Below are 17,730 nucleotides of genomic sequence, written 5' to 3' on the forward strand. Positions count from 1 at the left end.
AATGCAGAAGATCCTGATCGTCGGCGCCGCCTCGGCCATCGCCGAAGCGGCGGCCCGCCAGTGGGCCGGCCGCGGCGCCGCGCTGTTCCTCGTCGCGCGCAATGCGGCGAAGCTCGAGGCGATCGCCGCCGACCTCAAGGTGCGCGGCGCGGCGGCGGTGTCCACCCACGTCATGGACGCCACCGACACCGCCGCGCACGCGGCGATGCTCGATGCCGCGCTCGCCGCCCTCGGCGGCCTCGACGTGGCGCTGATCGCGCACGGCACGCTGCCCGACCAGAAGGCCTGCGAGGCCTCGGTCGAGCTGACGCTGAGGGAGATCGACAACAACGGCCTGTCGGTGATCGCGCTGGCGACGCGGCTGGCCAACCTGCTCGAGGCGCAGGGCCGCGGCACGATCGCAGTGATCGGCTCGGTCGCCGGCGATCGCGGCCGGCAGAGCAACTACGTCTATGGCGCCGCCAAGGGACTGGTCGCGCGCTTCTTCGAGGGACTGCGCAACCGGCTGGCGAAGGCGGGCGTGCAGGTGCTGACGGTGAAGCCCGGCTTCGTCGATACGCCGATGACCGCGGCCTTCCCGAAGGGCGCGTTGTGGGCGCAGCCGGAACAGGTCGCGCGCGGCATCGTCGCCGCCATCGACCGCCGCAAGGACGAGGTCTACCTGCCCGGCTTCTGGCGGCTGATCATGCTGGTCATCCGCCACATCCCGGAGCGGATCTTCAAGCGCCTGTCGCTGTAAGCGGCACGCCGCCGCGTTCGTCGTTGGCGGCGACGCCGAGGCGGCGCACCAGCTGGCCGAGCTCGCCGTCGCGCATCGGGCGGCCGGTGAGGTAGCCCTGGACGACGTCGCAGCGCTCGCGGCGCAGGAATTCGAGCTGGAAGTCGTGCTCGACGCCCTCGGCGACCGTCGCCAGGTTCAGGCTGCGCGCCAGCCCGATGATCGCGCGCACGATCGCGCCGTTGTCCTGCCCGCCATCGAGGTCGTCGATGAACGAGCGGTCGATCTTCAGCTTGTCCACCGGCAGCCGGCGCAGGTAGCTGAGCGAGGAATAGCCGGTGCCGAAGTCGTCGATCGAGATCTGTACGCCGATCGCGCGCAGCTCCTGCAGGCGCTCGATCGCCGCCGACGCCTTCATGATCACCGACTCGGTGATCTCCAGCTCGATGCAGTGCGCCGGTACGCCCGAGGCGCGGATCGTGTCGCCGACCGCGGCGGCGAAGCCGGGGTGCTCCAGCTGGCGCACCGAGATGTTGATCGCCATCTTCGGCGGCGCCTCGCCGGCGGCGATCAGCCGCGCCATCGTCGCGCAGGCTTCCTTCAGCACCCATTCGCCGACCTCGACGATGGCGCCGCATTCCTCGGCCAGCGGGATGAAGCGGGTCGGCGCGACGGCGCCGTGCGCCGGCCGCGTCCAGCGCACCAGCGCCTCGACGCCGACCAGCTCGCCGCTGGCGATGTCGAACTGCGGCTGGTATTCGAGGAACAGCTCCTTCTGCAGCACCGCGTCGCGCAGCAGCGCCTCCAGCATCAGCCGTTCGCGCGCCTGCTCGGTCAGCTCCGGCTGGTAGAAGTGGTAGCCCTTGCGCCCCTGCGCCTTGGCCTGGTACATCGCGGCGTCGGCGTTGCGCAGCAGCGTGTCGCCGTCGCGGCCGTCGGCCGGGAACAGCGCGATGCCGATGCTGGCCGAGATCAGCAGCTCGTGCTCCTCGACCATGTAGCTGCGCGACAGCGTATTGACGATCTTGCGCGCGACGCCGGCGGCGTCCGGTGCCGTCGACGAGGGCTCGAGGATGACCACGAACTCGTCGCCGCCGAGGCGGGCGACGGTGTCGGTGGCGCGCACGGTGCCGTCGAGGAGGCGCGCGACCATCACCAGCAGCTGGTCGCCGACGGCGTGGCCGAGGGTGTCGTTCACGTGCTTGAAGTTGTCGAGGTCGATGAACAGCAGCGCCCCCTGCAGCGGCGCGTCGGCGCAGCGCTGGAGCGTCTGCGCCAGGCGCGCGGTGAGCAGCGTGCGGTTGGGCAGGCCGGTCAGCGGGTCGTGGTGGGCCAGGTACTCGAGCTGGCGCTGCGAGGCGCGCACCTCCGAAATGTCGGCGAAAACGCCGACGTAGTGGGTCAGTTCCCCCTGGCCGTTGCGGATCGCCGAGATGCTCAGCCATTCCGGGTATTCCTCGCCGTCCTTGCGCCGGTTCCAGATCTCGCCGCGCCAGTTGCCGCTCTGCTCGATCGTCCGCCACATCTGGCCGTAGAACTCATCGTCGTGGCGCCCCGACTTCAGCACCGCAGGCGTCCTGCCCAGCACCTCGGCCTCGCTGTAGCCGGTGATTTCCTGGAAGGCGCGGTTGACGGCGAGGATGCGGCGCTCGGCATCGGTCACGGTGATCCCCTCGCCCGAGCTCTCGAACACCTTCGACGACAGGCGCAGCTTCTCCTGCGCGCGCTCCAGCTCCTCGATGTGGTGGGTGAGCTGGGCGTTGGCCTCGCTCAGCTGCTGCGTGCGTTCCTCGACGCGCGATTCCAGCGTGCGGTTGGCGTCCTCGAGCGCCGCCTTCTGCTGCGTGATCAGCCGGTCGGCCTTGCGCACCGAGAAGAACAGCAGCAGGTAAATCGCCAGCGTCGGCAGCGCGACGTTCATGATCACCAGGCGCTGCGTGTCCTCCATCTGGTGGATCAGCGCGGTGACGTCGCTGTAGATCTCGACGACGCCCTCGATGCCGAAACGGGGATTGCGTACCGGCACGTAGGTGGACAGCAGGTCGCGGTCCTCGATCACACCCTCGAAGGCGTCGAAACTGTCGCGGTGCGTCAGCTCGCTGATCGTGTCGCCCTGGCGCGCGCTGCGGAAGCCGGCATTCGCCGAATGGTCGGCGCCGATCTGGCGGGCGTCGGAGGAGAAAATCACGCGGCCGGCGAGGTCGTAGATCTTCACCTTGGCGATCGTCGTGCCGGCGGCGAAGGCGGCGATCTCGCGCTGGATCGCCGCGGTGCGCGGATCGGCGCGCAGCGCTTCGGCCGGCAGTTCGCCCGCCGTCATCATGAAGTCGCGGTGGCGGGGCCAGACGACGTTGCCGAGCAGCTGCGTCGACACGGCGTTCTGCGTCTCCGCCGCCGTCTGCAGCACGCCGGCGTTGTGCTTGCCGAAGACCCAGGTCATCAGCAGCGCGGCGACGGTCAGGCAGGCCAGGCTGACCAGCGCGAAGTGGCGGGTGAGGGCGATGCGCCGGGGCGGCGTACGTCGGGCAAGGTCGAGTCCGTGGGTCGTCATGATGTTGTGCTTATTGGGGACAACGGAACTTCGTCGATGTCGGCGGGCTAGGTCAATGCCATAAATCAAAAACCTTACAACTTTTGTGGTTATTGCGCCGAAGGCATGAAAAAAGCCGCCCGCGGGCGGCTTGGTCGTCGGCCGGAGCGGCTCAGGCCTGCGGCACCGTTTCCGCGAAGGACGGACGCTGCAACAGCTTGTCGTACAGCCGGGCGAGGTTGGGGTGGGTTTCCTGCCAGCCGATGTCGGCGAAGCGGAAGGCCAGGTAGCCGAGCGCGGTGCCGACGGCGATATCGGCCAGCGAGAAATGGGTGCCCATGCAGTGGGCGTTCTCGCCGAGCTCCTCGGCCATGAATTCGAGACCCTTCACGATCTTGCCGCGCTGGCGCTCGACGGTGGCCTTGTCCTGCAGCTTGGCCGGGCGCTTGCCCTCGAGGAAGGCGGCCGAGGCGGCGTCGCAGATGCCGTCGGCCAGCGCCTCCCAGCGCTTGACCAGGATGCGCTCGCGGTTCGGCGCCGGCATCAGCTTGTTGTTCGGGGTGACGTTGTCGAGGTACTCGACGATCACGCGCGAGTCGAAAAGCACCGTCTCGTCATCGAGGATGAGCACCGGAATCTTGCCCAGCGGATTGTAGTTGGCTACCTGACTGTCGGCATTCCACGGCGAGTCGAGTTCGAAGTCATACTCGATCTTCTTTTCGGCCAGGACGATGCGTGCCTTGCGCACGTATGGACTGGTCAATGATCCGATCAGTTTCATCTAGTTCTCGTACGGTGTTGGGAGGCGAATTATAGCATCGCCCCCGGGGGCGGTTTGCGGCCGCATTTCAGGGAGCGGTAAAATGGCGCCCTTCTCGCAACAGGATGTTCCCCATGTCTTTCACGATGCTTACGGCGCTTTCGCCGCTGGACGGGCGCTATGCGTCCAAGGTCGACGCGCTGCGTCCGCAATTCTCGGAATACGGCCTGATCCGCCGCCGCCTGCAGGTGGAGATCGAGTGGCTGAAGGCGCTCGCCGCCGAGCCGCACTTCGCCGAGATCCCGGCCTTCTCGCCGGCGACCGTCGCCGCGCTCGACGCGCTGGTCGCCAACTTCCAGCCGGAGCACGCGGCCGAGGTGAAGGACATCGAGGCCGTCACCAACCACGACGTCAAGGCGCTCGAATACTGGATCAAGAAGAAGCTCGCCGACAACGCCGAGGTGATGCAGGTCTCCGAGTTCATCCACTTCGCCTGCACCTCGGAGGACATCAACAACCTGTCGCACGCGCTGATGCTCAAGGCGGCGCGCGAGGAAGCGCTGCTGCCGACGCTGGACAAGGTCATCGCCCGCCTGCGCGAACTGGCGCACCAGCTGGCCGAGGTGCCGATGATGAGCCGCACGCACGGCCAGCCGGCGACGCCGACGACGATGGGCAAGGAAATGGCCAACGCCGTCTATCGCCTGACCCGCGCCCGCGAGCGCATCGCCGCGGTCAGCCTGCTCGGCAAGATCAACGGCGCCGTCGGCAACTACAACGCGCACCTCGCCGCCTACCCCGGCTACGACTGGGAAGGCTTCGCCAGGCGCTTCGTCGAATCGCTCGGGCTGGAGTTCAACCCCTACACCATCCAGATCGAACCGCACGACGCGATGGCCGAGCTGTTCGACGCCTTCGCCCGCGCCAACACGATCCTGATCGACCTCGACCGCGACGTCTGGGGCTACATCTCGCTCGGCTTCTTCAAGCAGAAGGTCAAGGCCGGCGAGATCGGCTCGTCGACGATGCCGCACAAGGTCAACCCGATCGACTTCGAGAACTCGGAAGGCAACCTCGGCCTCGCCAACGCGGTGTTGAAGCACCTCGCCGAGAAGCTGCCGATCTCGCGCTGGCAGCGCGACCTGACCGACTCGACGGTGCTGCGCAACATGGGCGTCGGCCTCGGCTACGCGCTGCTCGGCTACGACTCGCTGCTGCGCGGCCTCGGCAAGCTCGAAGCCAACGCCCAGTGCATGCTGGACGACCTCGACGCCAACTGGGAGCTGCTCGCCGAGCCGATCCAGACGGTGATGCGCCGCTACGGCATCGCCAACCCCTACGAGAAGCTGAAGGAACTCACGCGCGGCCAGCGCGTCTCGCGCGAGGGCATGCAGGCCTTCGTCGCCGGGCTGGAGATTCCGGAAGCGGCCAAGGCCGAACTGCTCAAGCTGACGCCGTGGGACTACACCGGCAAGGCCGCGGAACTGGCCAAGCGCATCTGAGGGGAACCGACATGTCGCAATTCCAGGCCAACCTGAAGAAGCTGCCGGGCATCTCGCACCTGGCGGCGCTGAACCTGCTCGACGCCGCCGGCAACGTCGTCGCCACGATCGAGAACAAGGCCGGCAGCCAGGGCTCGCTGTCGGTCTACAACCACCTCGGCCAGACCTACGGCGCGATCACGCCGGACGCGGCGAAGAAGGGGCTCGAACTCTACGCCGAGCACACCGAGGACGCGCGCCTGCATCCGGGCAAGCACCCGAACATCGACCGGCTGTTCGAGGTCGCCGAGCAGAAGGCGACGCTGCGCGTGAAGCACGTTTTCGCGGTCTGATCGGCCGCAGGCAGGAGAAAGCCCCCGGCGCTCGCGGTGCCGGGGGCTTTCTTTTTCTCGGGTTAGTCGCCGTTACACGCCTGCTGACAAGCCATAATCGGCCGATCTGGTGAGGGGCTGGAGGCGGAGTCCGGCGTAAAGGGGACGGTCGGAGATTCGAAAAGCGGATGGTCAACGGTTGAAACCACCATCCTGCGCGGCTTTTCGCGTAGGTCCGGTGGAATGATGGGTCGCGCTAGTATTTATCAATTTCCAACGTCTTGTTGCAATGCTGCCCGGCTCCATACAGATCGGGGAAGAGAGTAATGTGGTTGATGTTCATCTTGTTGAGTGTCCTTAGGCACTCACCACGCTCTTTTTCCGGGAAAACCAATTTTAATAGCACGCCTGATCTATCACCGGAAAAATGCTGTTGAATCCAGCCGTCGACGGTCATGCCTAGCGGCGCTCGGGTAAAAAGGCCGCTTTGGCTTACCAATCGCGCATTTTCATCTTGGTGCGGTCGGACTACTTCAAGTAGCGGAGGTCGTCCCTCGCCTTTATGCGCCTCTCGAAGCTCCTGATTCTTCTTAGTGCTGGGATTCAGGGCCCAGACCGCACGTTTTCCTGAAGTAGGCTTCTGAGGCTTCTCGAATGCAAAGTACAGCGCTACGAAAGGTGACTCAGTCCAATCCAAGAGAGGGGTAGCTAGCCCATGATGTTGCCCAAGAGCCCACCATTCGTTTTCGTCCTCAATGCGCGAAGGGTTGGCACCTCGACGGCCCCGCACGGCATATTTAAAGTTATGCAAATGAGATGTTGCAAGCCGCGGGCGGTGGGAGGGGGGTTTTGCTCGAAGGAGGCGATCTAGGCTTGACTCTAACCTCCATGCAGAGTCGCGCTGACCTCTCCACACGTAGTGAGCGTAGTCAAGCATCTCTTGGCGAACATAGTCATGGAAGTACTTCCATGACGAGAATTCCACCTCCCAGAGGCCATCACCTATATGTTGTTCTATCCAGCGTGGAGTTTTAGACATACGTATCCCGATTGCGAGTCAAAAATTATAGGGGCCAGACTCGGAATTTCGCACTACGCCGCCACCGGAGCACCAACTGCCGGACTTTTGAGTCGAGCCTAGACTGCCCGCTTGTCGATCACCCGCCGCGCCTTCCCCTCCGGCCGCGGCAGATGCCCCGGGTCGAGGATGCTGACGCGCGTGGTGACGCCGAGCCAGCCCTTGATCTCGTGCTGCAGGCCCTTCGCCGTTGCCTGCTTCATCTCGCCGCTGGCGTGCGCGAATTCCGGCTTCACCTCGACCAGCACCTCCATCTGGTCGAGCGGTCCCTCGCGGAAGACTTCGAGCAGGTAGTGGCCGGAGAGCTGCGGCTGCTTCAGGATCAGTTCCTCGATGTGGCCGGGGAAGAGGTTCACGCCGCGGATGATCAGCATGTCGTCGGAACGCGCGGCGACCTTGCTCATGCGGCGGAACGCGCGCGCCGTCGGCGGCAGCAGGCGGGCGAGGTCGCGCGTGCGGTAGCGGATCACCGGCAGCGCTTCCTTGGTCAGCGAGGTGAACACCAGCTCGCCGGCCTCGCCGTCGGGCAGCACCCGGCCACTTTCCGGGTCGATGATCTCGGGGTAGAAGTGGTCCTCCCAGATCACCGGGCCGTCCTTCGCTTCGATGCACTCGCAGGCGACGCCCGGGCCGACCACTTCCGAGAGGCCGTAGAGGTCCATCGCGTCGATGCCCAGGCGCGTCTGGATCTCGCTGCGCATGCCTTCGCCCCACGGTTCGGCGCCGAAGCAGCCGAGGCGCAGGCTGCACGCCGCCGGGTCGAGGCCCTGGCGGACGAATTCGTCGGCGACGTTGAGCGCATACGACGGGGTGGCGACGATCATCGTCGGCTTGAAGTCGCGGATCAGCTGCACCTGCTTCGCGGTCTGCCCGCCACCCATCGGGATCACCGTGCAGCCGAGGCGCTCGGCGCCGTAATGGACGCCGAAGCCGCCGGTAAAGAGGCCGTAGGCGTGGGCGATCTGCACGATGTCGTCGGGGCCGGCGCCGGCGGCCCGGAGGGAACGGGCCATGACGCCGGCCCACATGTCGAGGTCGTTCCTCGTGTAGCCGACGACCGTCTGCTTGCCGGTGGTGCCGCTGGAGGCGTGGATGCGCACGACCTCCTTCAGCGGCACCGCGAACATCCCGTAGGGGTAGTGGTCGCGCAGGTCCTGCTTGGTCGTGAACGGGAAGCGGGCGAGGTCGGCGAGCGTCTTCAGGTCGTCGGGATGCACGCCGGCGGCGTCGAACTTGGCGCGGTAGGCCGGGACCTTGGCGTAGGCGTGCGCCAGCGTCTGCTTCAGCCGCGCCGTCTGCAGCGCGACGATCTCGTCGCGGCTGGCGCGCTCGATGGGTTCAAGTGTCGTGTTCGGACCGGCCGTCATGCAGGGCTCCCGCAAATCCGGGCAAGACCTTGCCCGCGAAAGGGGTAATCCTAGCCGCTGGCGCCGGCGCGGTGTTTGAGGCGGATCAAGTCGCGAAAACGACGAAGGCGGGCAGTGGGAGCTGCCCGCCTTCGCGGCATGCCGGGAGTCGGGGGGCGGATCAGACCACCGCGCCGTCCTCGTTGGCGCCCTCGACCTGCTTCTTCGGCTTGACGAACTGCTCGCGCGAGACGCCCAGCCACATCACCAGCGGCGCCGCGACCAGCACCGACGAGTAGATGCCGAAGCAGATGCCGATGGTCAGCGCCAGCGCGAAGTAGTACAGCGTCTCGCCGCCGAAGATCAGCATCGACAGCACCATCATCTGCGTCGAGCCGTGCGTGATGATGGTGCGGCTGATCGTGCTGGTGATCGCGTGGTCGAGCACCTGCGGCGTGGACAGGCCGCGCACCTTCCTGAAGGTCTCGCGGACGCGGTCGAAGACGACCACCGATTCGTTCACCGAGTAGCCGAGCACGGCCAGTACCGCCGCCAGCACCGACAGCGAGAACTCCCACTGGAAGAAGGCGAAGAAGCCGAGGATGATGATCACGTCGTGCAGGTTGGCGATGATCGCCGATACCGAGAAGCGCCATTCGAAGCGGAAGGCGAGGTAGATCATGATGCCGACGATGACCAGCAGCAGCGCCAGCGCGCCGTTCTCGGCGAGCTCCTTGCCGACCTGCGGGCCGACGAACTCGACGCGCGACAGCGTCGCCCCCGGCGCGCCCTCGTTGAGCGCGGCCATCACCGCCTCGCCCATGCGCGCGGTGTTCTGCTCGGCCTTCAGCGGCAGCCGGATCAGCACGTCGCGCGAGGAGCCGAAGTTCTGCACCGCGAAGTCGCTGTGCCCGGCCTTGCCGAGCGCGCCGCGGATCTTGCCGAGGTCGGCCGCCTGCTGGTAGCTGACCTCGATCAGCGTGCCGCCGGTGAATTCGACCGACAGGTGCAGGCCGCGCGTGGCGAGGAAGAACACCGCCAGCAGGAAGGTGAGCAACGAAATGACGTTGAACACCAGCGCATGGCGCATGAAGGGGATGTCTTTACGGATGCGGAAGAATTCCATGGTGCGTTCCCCTTATTGGCCGGCAGCGGCGGCTGCGCTGTTGCCGGGTTTCCAGACCTGGCCGATGGCCAGCGAGGCGAGCTTCTTGCGGCGGCCGTAGATCAGGTTCACCAGCGCGCGCGAGACGACCACCGCCGAGAAGATCGAGGTCAGGATGCCGAGGCAGTGCACCACCGCGAAGCCGCGCACCGGGCCGGAGCCGAAGATCAGCAGCGCCAGGCCGGCGATCAGCGTCGTGATGTTCGAGTCGAGGATGGTGTCGAAGGCGCGCTCGTAGCCGGCGGCGATCGCCGCCTGCGGCGTCGCGCCGTTCCTCAGCTCCTCGCGGATGCGCTCGTTGATCAGCACGTTGGCGTCGATCGCCATGCCCAGCGTCAGCGCGATCGCGGCGATGCCGGGCAGCGTCAGCGTCGCCTGCAGCATCGACAGCAGCGCGACCAGGAAGAGCAGGTTGGCCGACAGCGCGACCACCGAGATGAAGCCGAACAGCATGTAGTAGGCGATCATGAAGGCGGCGATCGCGGCGAAGCCCCACAGCGTCGAATCGAAGCCCTTCTTGATGTTCTCGGCGCCGAGCGACGGACCGATCGTGCGTTCCTCGATGATCTCCATCGGTGCGGCGAGCGAACCCGCGCGCAGCAGCAGCGCGGTGTCGTTGGCCTCGACCGTGCTCATGCGGCCGGAGATCTGCACGCGGCCGCCGCCGATCTCGGTGCGGATCACCGGCGCGGTGATGACCTCGCCCTTGCCCTTCTCGATCAGCAGGATCGCCATCCGCTTGCCGACGCTCTCGCGCGTGATGTCCTTGAAGATGCGGGCGCCGGCGGAGTCGAGCGTCAGGTGCACGGCCGGCTCCTGCGTCTGGCTGTCGAAGCCGGGCTGGGCGTCGGTGAGGCGGTCGCCGGTCAGCACCACCTGCTTCTTGACCAGGAGCGGCGCGCCGCCGCGCTCGACGTAGAGCTCGGTGCCGAACGGCACCTGGCCGGCCTGCGCCGCTTCCAGCGCGCCCGGGGTGTCGTCGACCATGCGGATCTCGAGGGTGGCGGTGCGGCCGAGGATGTCCTTGGCCTTGGCCGTGTCCTGCACGCCGGGCAGCTGCACGACGATGCGGTCGGCGCCCTGCTGCTGGATCACCGGCTCGGCGACGCCGAGTTCGTTGATCCGGTTGTGCAGCGTGGTGATGTTCTGCTTGAGCGCGAATTCCTGGATGCGCTTGATCGCCTCCGGCTTCAGCGTCGCCACCAGGCGCAGCTCGCCGCCGTCGCCCTGCTCGGTCAGCTGCAGGTCGGGCTGGTTGTCGGTCAGTACGTTGCGGCCCTTGTCGCGGATGTCCGCCTCGCGGAAACGGATGGTGATGCGGTCGCCGTCGCGGCTGATGCCGGCGTGGCGGACGTTCTTGTCGCGGAACAGCGTGCGCAGGTCGGCGGCGGTGGCGTCGAGGCGCTTGACGGTGGCGCCCTTCATGTCCACCTGCAGCAGGAAGTGCACGCCGCCGCGCAGGTCGAGGCCGAGGTACATCGGCAGCGCGCCCATCCCGGTCAGCCACTTCGGCGACGCCGACAGCAGGTTCAGCGCGACCACGTACTGCGGATCCTGCGCGTCCGGGTTGAACTGCTTCTCGAGCGCGTCCTTGGCCTGCAGCTGCGTATCGGTGTCCTTCAGGCGGACCTTGACGCCGTTGGTGTCGAGGAAGAGGCCGTCGTGCGCCACCCCGGCGCCCTTCAGCGTCGTCTCGACGCGTTCGAGCGTCCTGGTGTCGACCTTGATCGTGGCCTTGACGCTGGATACCTGGACGGCGGGAGATTCGCCGAAGAAGTTCGGCAGCGTGTAGATGAAGCCGATCACCAGGGCCACGGCCACGGTGATGTACTTCCAGAGCGGGTATCGGTTCATGGTGGCGAGTCGAGAGTGACGGGCGGCGCGGCGGACGGCCCCGGAGGCGGCGGACGGCCCCCGGTTGCCGGCATCCGACGCGGGGGGTTACAGGCTTTTCAGCGTGCCCTTGGGCAGCACCAGCGCGATCGCCGGCTTCTGCACCTGGATTTCGACGCCTTCGGCGATCTCGACGGCGACGTAGCTTTCGCCGATCTTGACGACGCGGCCGGCGATACCGCCGCCGGTGACGACCTCGTCGCCCTTGGCCAGCGCGTCGAGCATCGCCTGGTGTTCCTTGGCGCGCTTCTGCTGCGGCCGGATCATCAGGAACCAGAGCACGACGAACATCAGGACGATGGGCAGGAACTGCATCATGCTGCCGGCGGCGTCGGGGGCGCCGGCAGCGGCCTGGGCGTATGCGGAGCTAATCAGCACGGGTGTCTCCTAATTCAAGATTTGGGGGGCGTTGCAAAGCCGGGGATTGTACCACCTCAGCCCGGCCGGCCGTCCCGCGTCCGGTCGGCGCGGAAGCGGGCGGCGTGCGCCGCCAGCGTGCCGCTTTCGATCGCCGCGCGCAGCTCGCGCATCAGCGTCTGGTAGTAGTGCAGGTTGTGGATGGTGTTCAGCATGCTGCCGAGGATCTCGCCGGCGCGGAACAGGTGGTGCAGGTAGGCGCGGCTGAAGTTCGTGCAGGTGTAGCAGGTGCAGGATTCGTCGAGCGGCCGGGTGTCGTGGCGGTGCGCGGCGTTCTTGATCTTGAGGTCGCCGTAGCGGGTGAACAGGTGGCCGTTGCGCGCGTTGCGCGTCGGCATCACGCAGTCGAACATGTCGATGCCGGCCTGCACTGCGTTCACCAGGTCCTCCGGGGTGCCGACCCCCATCAGGTAGCGCGGCTTCCCCGTCGGCAGGCGCGGCGCGGTGTGCGCGAGGATGCGCGCCATGTCGTCCTTCGGCTCGCCGACCGAGAGGCCGCCGATGGCCATGCCGTCGAAGCCGATCGCATCGAGCCCGGCCAGCGACTCGTCGCGCAGGTCCTCGTACATGCCGCCCTGGACGATGCCGAACAGCGCGTTGCCGTTTTCCAGCCGGTCGTGCTCGTCGCGCGAGCGCTGCGCCCAGCGCATGCTCAAGCGCATCGACTTCGCCGCCTCGTCGCGGGTGGCCGGGTAGGGCGTGCATTCGTCGAAGATCATGACGATGTCGGAGTTCAGCGCGTGCTGGATGCGCATCGACTCCTCCGGCGTCAGGAACAGCTTGGCGCCGTCGATCGGCGACGAGAACTTGACGCCTTCCTCGGTGATCTTGCGCAGCTCGCCGAGCGAGAAGACCTGGAAGCCGCCGGAGTCGGTCAGGATCGGCTTGTCCCAGCCCATGAACTTGTGCAGCCCGCCGAACTCGCGGATCACCTCGAGCCCCGGGCGCAGCCACAGGTGGAAGGTGTTGCCGAGGCAGATCTGGGCGCCGATCTCGGCGAGGCCCTGCGGCGTCATCGCCTTCACCGTGCCGTAGGTGCCGACCGGCATGAACACCGGCGTGTCGACGACGCCGTGGGCGAGCGTCAGGCGGCCGCGGCGGGCGGCGCCGTCGGTGGCGAGCAGTTCGTATTTCATCGTTGTCTTTCCAGGAGCATCGCGTCGCCGTAGCTGAAGAAGCGGTAGCGTTCGGCGACCGCGTGGGCGTAGGCGGCGCGGATGGTGTCGAGGCCGGCGAAGGCCGAGACCAGCATCAGCAGCGTCGATTTCGGCAGGTGGAAGTTGGTGATCAGCCGGTCGACGACGCGGAATGCGTAGCCGGGCGTGATGAAGATCTCGGTCTCGGCGGCGCCGGCCTTCAGCTCGCCCGACTGCGCCGCCGATTCCAGCGCGCGCAGCGAGGTGGTGCCGACGGCGACGACGCGGCCGCCGCGCGCGCGCGTCGCGGCGATGGCGTCCACCGTGGTTTGCGGGATCTCGAAGCGTTCCGAATGCATGCGGTGCTCGGCGATGTTGTTCACGCGCACCGGCAGGAAGGTGCCGGCGCCGACGTGCAGCGTCAGCCAGGCCTGCGCGATGCCCTGCTCGCGCAGCCGGGCGAGCATCGGCTCGTCGAAGTGCAGGCCGGCGGTCGGCGCGGCGACGGCGCCGGGTTCGCGCGCGAACACCGTCTGGTAGCGCGACTCGTCCTCGCTGCCGGCGGCGTGCGTGATGTACGGCGGCAGCGGCAGGCGGCCGTGCGCCTCGGTCAGCTGCCAGAAGTCGCCGCCCTCCGGCAGCTCGAGCGCGAAGAATTCGTCGCCGGCGCCGGCGCGGCCGGTGACGGTGACCTCGAAGGCGTCGGCCAGGCGCAGCCGCGTTCCCGGCTTCGGCGACTTGCTGGCGCGCACCTGCGCCAGCGCGTGGCGGGCGTCGACGATGCGCTCGACCAGCACCTCGACCTGGCCGCCCGAGTCCTTCTGCCCGAACAGCCGGGCGCGGATGACGCGGGTGTCGTTGAACACGAGCAGGTCGCCCGGCGCCAGCAGCGACGGCAGATCGGCGAAGCGCAGGTCGGTAAGCCGCGCGCCGGCGACGTGCAGCAGCCGGCTGCCGCTGCGTTCGGCGGCGGGATGCTGCGCGATCAGCTCGGGCGGCAGCGGGAAATCGAAGTCGTCGACGGTCAGCATGATGACGTTCGCCAGGGCGTTCCGGCTTGTCCGGGGCCGGTGAATCGGGGATAATCCGCGCTCCTCAGGCCTGCATCCAGCAGGCCCGGGCCGGGATGGCGGAATCGGTAGACGCAGCGGATTCAAAATCCGCCGCCGAAAGGCGTAAGGGTTCGAGTCCCTTTCCCGGCACCACGAGCAGCGAAAAGCGCGGAAGTATACCATGCCCGACCCGCTTCCCCCGGCTGCGGCGCCCGCCGTCAGGCCCTCGCCGCGGCAAGCCTGGTGGCTCGCGCTGCGCCCGAAAACCCTCTCCGTCTCGATCGCCCCGGTCCTCGTCGGCAGCGCGCTGGCGTTCGCCGAAACGGCTGCCTGGCTGGCCTGGCCGGCACTGCTCGCGGCGCTGTCGGCGGTGCTCATCCAGATCGGCACCAACCTCTACAACGACGTCGCCGACTTCGAGCGCGGCGCCGACACGCCCGACCGCCTCGGCCCGCCGCGGGCGACCGCGATGGGCTGGCTGCCGGGCGCGGCGGTGCGCCGCGCCGCCTGGCTGGCCTTCGCGCTGGCCTTCCTGCTCGGCGTCGCGCTGGTCGTCCGCGGCGGCTGGCCGATCGTCGCCATCGGCCTCGCCTCGCTCGCCGCCGGCTGGGCCTATACCGGCGGCCCGCGGCCGATCGCCTACACGCCGTTCGGGGAGGGCTTCGTGCTCGCCTTCTTCGGGTTGGCCGCGGTCGGCGGCAGCTACTACCTGCAGACGCTGTCGCTGTCGCCGGCGGCGCTGGTCGCCGCGCTGATGCTCGGCGCCTTCGCGGCGGCGGTGATCAGCGTCAACAACACGCGCGACCTCGCCACCGACGCGCGCGCCGGCAAGCGCACGCTGGCCGTGCATCTCGGGCGGGTGGGGATGAACCGGGTGTTCGCGGCGGAGCTGGCGCTGCCTTTCCTGCTGCTGCCGCTGCTGGCGGCACTGAGCGGCCGCGGCGCCTGGCTGGCGCTGCCCGGCCTGGCGGTGCTGCCGGCGTTCCGTCTGTGCCGCCGCTTCCGCGGCGAGCCGCCGGGGCCCGGCTTCAACGCGCTGCTGGCGGCGACGGCCTGCCTGCAGGCTATCTTCGCCGGACTACTCGGTCTCGGTCTGGTGCTCTGAGACGGCGTGCTTGTTGAACCACGCCAGCTTGCTCTGCAGGCTGACGACGGTGCCGATGATGATCAGCGCCGGCGGCCGGATGCCGGCTTCGGCGATGCGTTCGGCGAGCGTGCCGAGGTCGGCGGTGACGACGCGCTGGCGGCGCGAGGTGCCGTGCTGGACGACCGCCGCCGGATGGCTGGCCGGCAGGCCGTGCGCCATCAGCTGCTGGCAAATCTCGCCGGCGCCACCGATCCCCATGTAGAAGACGACGGTCTGTCCCGGCCGTGCCAGCGCGTGCCAGTCCAGGTTGATGCTGCCGTCCTTGAGGTGGCCGGTGGCGAAGACGCAGATCTGCGAATGGTCGCGGTGCGTCAGCGGAATGCCGGCGTAGGAGCCGCAGCCGGAGGCGGCGGTGACGCCGGGGACGACCTCGAACGGAATGCCGTTCTCGGCCAGCGTCTCGATCTCCTCGCCGCCGCGGCCGAAGATGAACGGGTCGCCACCCTTCAGGCGGACGACGCGCTTGCCCTGCTTGGCCAGGCGGACCAGCAGGTCGTTGATCTCTTCCTGCGGCAGCGTGTGGTTCGAGGCCTCCTTGCCGGCATAAATTTTCTCCGCGTCGGGGCGGGCGAGGTCGAGGACGCCTTCGGCGCCGAGATGGTCATAAACGATGACGTCGGCGGCGCCGACCAGGCGGGCGGCCTTCAGGGTCATCAGCTCGGGGTCGCCGGGGCCGCTGCCGACGAGATAGACGGTACCGGGGGTGCAACTGGGACGGGGCTGGTTCATGGGGTGTCTTCGTGGGTTGCGGCAAGGGCCGGGCGCAAGGATAAGTGCCCGCCGTGCAATCGTTCAATGGGCTTCGTTTGGGGCTGCGTTCGATGCCCAGCACTTTAGTAATAACCTTGCTAAGAATAGTTGATTTGAGTCAAAGATTGGGGGGATCAAGAGGAGCACATTTACGACCAGCGTTGGTGTCCGATTGCGACCGTGCGCGCCGCTTTTCAATAAGAGGAGAGGAAATATGAAGAAACTCGTACGCAACACCCTGATGCTGGCTGCCCTGCCGCTGGCTGTTTCCGCTGCATTCACCGGCTCCGCCGCCGCCCAGACGCCGAACCTGTCGGCCGAGGACAAGGCCGAGGCCGGCAAGCTGTACTTCGAGCGCTGCGCCGGCTGCCACGGCATGCTGCGCAAGGGCGCCACCGGCAAGAACCTGGAGCCGGCCAACACCGCCAAGCTCGGCACCTCCCGCCTGGAAAAGATTCTCTCCTACGGCACCGAAGGCGGCATGCCGAACTTCGACGACATCCTGTCGAAGAAGCAGATCTCGAACCTCGCCGCCTATCTGCAAATGCCGGCCGAAGCGCCGCCCGAGTACGGCCTGAAGCAGATGAAGGCCGACTGGAAGCTGGTCGTGCCGGTCAAGGATCGCCCGACGAAGAAGATGAACAACGTGAACATCGAGAACGTGTTCTCGGTGACGCTGCGTGACTCCGGCGAAGTGGCGCTGATCGACGGCGACACCAAGCAGATCTGGGGCATCGTGAAGACCGGCTACGCCGTCCACATCTCCCGCGTTTCGGCTTCCGGTCGCTACATGCACGTCATCGGCCGCGACGGTCGCTATGACCTGATCGACATGTGGACCGAGAAGCCCACCACCGTTGCCACGATGAAGTCGGGCTACGAGGCGCGCTCGATCGACACGTCGAAGTACAAGGGCTTCGAAGACAAGTACGCCATCGTTGGCGCCTACTGGCCGCCCCACTACGCCGTTCTGGATGGCGAAACGCTCGAGCCGCTGAAGGTCGTGTCGACCCGTGGCCAGACCGTCGATGGCGAATACCACCCCGAGCCGCGCGTCGCATCGATCGTGGCCTCGCACGACAAGCCCGAGTGGGTCGTCAACGTCAAGGAAACCGGCATGATCAAGCTGGTTGACTACTCGGACCTCGCCAACCTGAAGGAAACGACGATCAACTCCGCCAAGTTCCTGCACGACGGCGGCTGGGATTCGTCGAAGCGCTACTTCCTGGTTGCCGCCAACGCGTCGAACAAGATCGCCGCGGTCGACACCAAGACCGGCAAGCTCGCCGCGCTGGTTGACACCGCCAAGATCCCGCACCCGGGCCGTGGCGCCAACATCAACCATCCGAAGTACGGCAAGGTCTGGGCGACCTCGCACCTCGGCGCCGACGTGATCACCTTCATCGGTACCGATCCGGAAGGCAACAAGGACTACGCCTGGAAGGTCGTTCAGGAAGTGAAGAACCACGGCGCGAACTCGCTGTTCGTCAAGTCGCATCCGAAGTCCAAGAACATCTGGGCGGATGCCCCGCTGAACCCGGATCCCAAGCTGGCCGGCTCGGTCACGGTGTACACCATCGCCGACCTCGCCAACCCCGATCCGAAGCCGGAAGTGATCGACATCGCCGCCGCTGCCAACCTGGGCAAGACCAAGGGTCTGCAGCGCGTCGTGCATGGCGAGTACAACAAGGACGGCGACGAGATCTGGTTCTCCGTCTGGACCGGCAACAAGACCGAGCCGTCGGCGATCGTCGTGATGGACGACAAGACCCGCAAGGTCAAGACCGTGATCAAGGACAAGCGCCTCGTCACGCCGACCGGCAAGTTCAACGTCTACAACACCCAGCACGACATCTACTGATCGTCGGGTCGTTCGCAGCGTTCGACTGCACCCCCGAAAACCGGGAGCTTCGGCTCCCGGTTTT

15 protein-coding genes, 1 tRNA gene and 1 pseudogene are annotated in these 17,730 nt (G+C 67.1%); 6 read left to right on the forward strand and 11 right to left on the reverse strand.

Annotation, left to right across the window (positions count from 1 at the left end):
* Nucleotide 1 precedes the first annotated feature (1 nt).
* The gene (locus IWH25_RS08185; RefSeq protein ID WP_203388819.1) at nt 2-739 is read left to right on the forward strand and encodes an SDR family oxidoreductase; all 738 of its coding nucleotides are present in this window, start codon (nt 2-4) and stop codon (nt 737-739) included.
* Here the strand turns inward: IWH25_RS08185 and IWH25_RS08190 are convergent.
* Complete coding sequence (locus tag IWH25_RS08190; protein WP_203388820.1) at nt 720-3,269, reverse strand: putative bifunctional diguanylate cyclase/phosphodiesterase; 2,550 nt, start codon at nt 3,267-3,269, stop codon at nt 720-722. The two genes, IWH25_RS08185 and IWH25_RS08190, sit on opposite strands and share 20 nt — an antisense overlap.
* A gap of 151 nt (nt 3,270-3,420) precedes the next feature.
* On the reverse strand, nt 3,421-4,029 hold the full coding sequence (locus IWH25_RS08195; RefSeq protein ID WP_203388821.1) for a glutathione S-transferase: 609 nt from the start codon (nt 4,027-4,029) through the stop codon (nt 3,421-3,423).
* Between the two features lie 113 nt (nt 4,030-4,142).
* Between IWH25_RS08195 and purB the strand changes: the two genes are divergently transcribed.
* Together purB and IWH25_RS08205 are read left to right on the forward strand one after the other, a co-directional pair.
* A complete protein-coding gene (gene purB / locus IWH25_RS08200; protein WP_376990744.1) occupies nt 4,143-5,510 on the forward strand; it encodes an adenylosuccinate lyase in 1,368 nt (455 codons plus the stop codon).
* A gap of 11 nt (nt 5,511-5,521) precedes the next feature.
* Nucleotides 5,522-5,842 (forward strand): DUF2322 family protein, encoded by a 321-nt coding sequence (locus IWH25_RS08205; RefSeq protein ID WP_203388823.1) that lies wholly within the window; start codon nt 5,522-5,524, stop codon nt 5,840-5,842.
* Between the two features lie 235 nt (nt 5,843-6,077).
* On the opposite strand, the gene IWH25_RS19040 is transcribed toward IWH25_RS08205, so the two are convergent.
* From IWH25_RS19040 to queA, 8 genes and pseudogenes are all read right to left on the reverse strand, one after another.
* Nucleotides 6,078-6,278 (reverse strand): hypothetical protein, encoded by a 201-nt coding sequence (locus tag IWH25_RS19040; protein ID WP_238999040.1) that lies wholly within the window; start codon nt 6,276-6,278, stop codon nt 6,078-6,080.
* Nucleotides 6,279-6,467: 189 nt separating this feature from the next.
* Nucleotides 6,468-6,860, reverse strand: a pseudogene (locus tag IWH25_RS19300) (FRG domain-containing protein); the annotation flags it as partial.
* A gap of 98 nt (nt 6,861-6,958) precedes the next feature.
* On the reverse strand, nt 6,959-8,266 hold the full coding sequence (gene paaK, locus IWH25_RS08215; protein ID WP_203388825.1) for a phenylacetate--CoA ligase PaaK: 1,308 nt from the start codon (nt 8,264-8,266) through the stop codon (nt 6,959-6,961).
* Nucleotides 8,267-8,426: 160 nt separating this feature from the next.
* Nucleotides 8,427-9,371, reverse strand: a complete 945-nt coding sequence (secF, locus tag IWH25_RS08220; protein WP_203388826.1) for a protein translocase subunit SecF — start codon at nt 9,369-9,371, stop codon at nt 8,427-8,429.
* Between the two features lie 12 nt (nt 9,372-9,383).
* On the reverse strand, nt 9,384-11,264 hold the full coding sequence (gene secD, locus IWH25_RS08225; RefSeq protein ID WP_203388827.1) for a protein translocase subunit SecD: 1,881 nt from the start codon (nt 11,262-11,264) through the stop codon (nt 9,384-9,386).
* Between the two features lie 87 nt (nt 11,265-11,351).
* Entirely contained in the window at nt 11,352-11,681 is a 330-nt protein-coding gene (yajC, locus tag IWH25_RS08230; RefSeq protein WP_203388828.1) for a preprotein translocase subunit YajC, read from the reverse strand.
* Nucleotides 11,682-11,737: 56 nt separating this feature from the next.
* Nucleotides 11,738-12,856: a tRNA guanosine(34) transglycosylase Tgt gene (tgt, locus tag IWH25_RS08235; RefSeq protein ID WP_203388829.1), complete on the reverse strand. Its 1,119-nt coding sequence runs from the start codon at nt 12,854-12,856 to the stop codon at nt 11,738-11,740.
* Nucleotides 12,853-13,890, reverse strand: a complete 1,038-nt coding sequence (queA, locus tag IWH25_RS08240) for a tRNA preQ1(34) S-adenosylmethionine ribosyltransferase-isomerase QueA (protein WP_203389192.1) — start codon at nt 13,888-13,890, stop codon at nt 12,853-12,855. Before queA ends, tgt begins: the two co-directional genes overlap by 4 nt.
* 86 nt (nt 13,891-13,976) lie before the next feature.
* Between queA and IWH25_RS08245 the strand changes: the two genes are divergently transcribed.
* Both IWH25_RS08245 and IWH25_RS08250 read left to right on the forward strand, forming a co-directional pair.
* Nucleotides 13,977-14,061: transfer RNA gene (locus IWH25_RS08245), tRNA-Leu, on the forward strand.
* Between the two features lie 28 nt (nt 14,062-14,089).
* Nucleotides 14,090-15,013: a 1,4-dihydroxy-2-naphthoate polyprenyltransferase gene (locus IWH25_RS08250; protein ID WP_203388830.1), complete on the forward strand. Its 924-nt coding sequence runs from the start codon at nt 14,090-14,092 to the stop codon at nt 15,011-15,013.
* Here IWH25_RS08250 and cobA read toward each other — a convergent pair.
* Nucleotides 14,987-15,784 (reverse strand): uroporphyrinogen-III C-methyltransferase, encoded by a 798-nt coding sequence (gene cobA / locus IWH25_RS08255; protein WP_203388831.1) that lies wholly within the window; start codon nt 15,782-15,784, stop codon nt 14,987-14,989. The genes IWH25_RS08250 and cobA overlap by 27 nt on opposite strands.
* A gap of 235 nt (nt 15,785-16,019) precedes the next feature.
* Here cobA and IWH25_RS08260 point away from each other — a divergent pair, with 235 nt between their 5' ends.
* Entirely contained in the window at nt 16,020-17,666 is a 1,647-nt protein-coding gene (locus tag IWH25_RS08260; RefSeq protein WP_203388832.1) for a cytochrome D1 domain-containing protein, read from the forward strand.
* Nucleotides 17,667-17,730: the final 64 nt, after the last annotated feature.

The sequence above is a fragment of the Azospira restricta genome, from assembly GCF_016858125.1.
In the GTDB taxonomy this organism is placed as follows: domain Bacteria; phylum Pseudomonadota; class Gammaproteobacteria; order Burkholderiales; family Rhodocyclaceae; genus Proximibacter; species Proximibacter restrictus.

Bases quoted from the DNA above. Each gene is read 5' to 3' on its own strand.
- IWH25_RS08250 (WP_203388830.1), top strand. From the start codon at position 14,090: ATGCCCGACCCGCTTCCCCCGGCTGCGGCGCCCGCCGTCAGGCCCTCG.
- IWH25_RS19040 (WP_238999040.1), bottom strand. From the start codon at position 6,278: ATGACCGTCGACGGCTGGATTCAACAGCATTTTTCCGGTGATAGATCA.
- IWH25_RS08260 (WP_203388832.1), top strand. From the start codon at position 16,020: ATGAAGAAACTCGTACGCAACACCCTGATGCTGGCTGCCCTGCCGCTG.
- IWH25_RS08195 (WP_203388821.1), bottom strand. From the start codon at position 4,029: ATGAAACTGATCGGATCATTGACCAGTCCATACGTGCGCAAGGCACGC.
- tgt (WP_203388829.1), bottom strand. From the start codon at position 12,856: ATGAAATACGAACTGCTCGCCACCGACGGCGCCGCCCGCCGCGGCCGC.
- paaK (WP_203388825.1), bottom strand. From the start codon at position 8,266: ATGACGGCCGGTCCGAACACGACACTTGAACCCATCGAGCGCGCCAGC.
- IWH25_RS08205 (WP_203388823.1), top strand. From the start codon at position 5,522: ATGTCGCAATTCCAGGCCAACCTGAAGAAGCTGCCGGGCATCTCGCAC.
- secD (WP_203388827.1), bottom strand. From the start codon at position 11,264: ATGAACCGATACCCGCTCTGGAAGTACATCACCGTGGCCGTGGCCCTG.
- IWH25_RS08185 (WP_203388819.1), top strand. From the start codon at position 2: ATGCAGAAGATCCTGATCGTCGGCGCCGCCTCGGCCATCGCCGAAGCG.
- cobA (WP_203388831.1), bottom strand. From the start codon at position 15,784: ATGAACCAGCCCCGTCCCAGTTGCACCCCCGGTACCGTCTATCTCGTC.
- secF (WP_203388826.1), bottom strand. From the start codon at position 9,371: ATGGAATTCTTCCGCATCCGTAAAGACATCCCCTTCATGCGCCATGCG.
- purB (WP_376990744.1), top strand. From the start codon at position 4,143: ATGTCTTTCACGATGCTTACGGCGCTTTCGCCGCTGGACGGGCGCTAT.
- IWH25_RS08190 (WP_203388820.1), bottom strand. From the start codon at position 3,269: ATGACGACCCACGGACTCGACCTTGCCCGACGTACGCCGCCCCGGCGC.